A 342-nucleotide genomic window follows, 5' to 3' on the forward strand; every position below is an offset into this window, starting at 1 on the left:
GTGGTGCTGGCCGCCGCCGGCAGTTCCGACCCGGCCGCCAACGCGGCGACCCGTGAGCTGGCGGAGCAGTGGCGGCGCAGCCGGGGCTGGGCCGGAGTAGCCGTGGCCCATGCCTCCTCGGTGCCGCCGCACGTCCCCGACGCGGTGGCCGCGCTGCGGGCCCGGGGTGCGCGCCGGATCGCGGTGGCCCCCTACCTCCTCGCCCCGGGACTGCTTCCGGACCGCATCGCCGCGGCGGCCGGCGCTGCGGGCGCCGACGTGGTCGCCCCCGTCCTCGGGCCGGCCCCCGAAGTGGCCCGGCTTCTGCTGCGGCGCTACGACTCGGCCCGGACGGCCCGCGCC

At 81.0% G+C, this 342-nt stretch carries 1 protein-coding gene; it reads left to right on the forward strand.

The window, feature by feature from the left end; translation table 11 throughout:
- The coding region (locus AOK09_RS34495) for a CbiX/SirB N-terminal domain-containing protein (protein WP_322973235.1) at nt 1–342 on the forward strand (342 nt) is incomplete at both ends.

Origin of the sequence: Peterkaempfera griseoplana (assembly GCF_001418575.1) — a bacterium.
GTDB classification, from domain to species: domain Bacteria; phylum Actinomycetota; class Actinomycetes; order Streptomycetales; family Streptomycetaceae; genus Peterkaempfera; species Peterkaempfera griseoplana.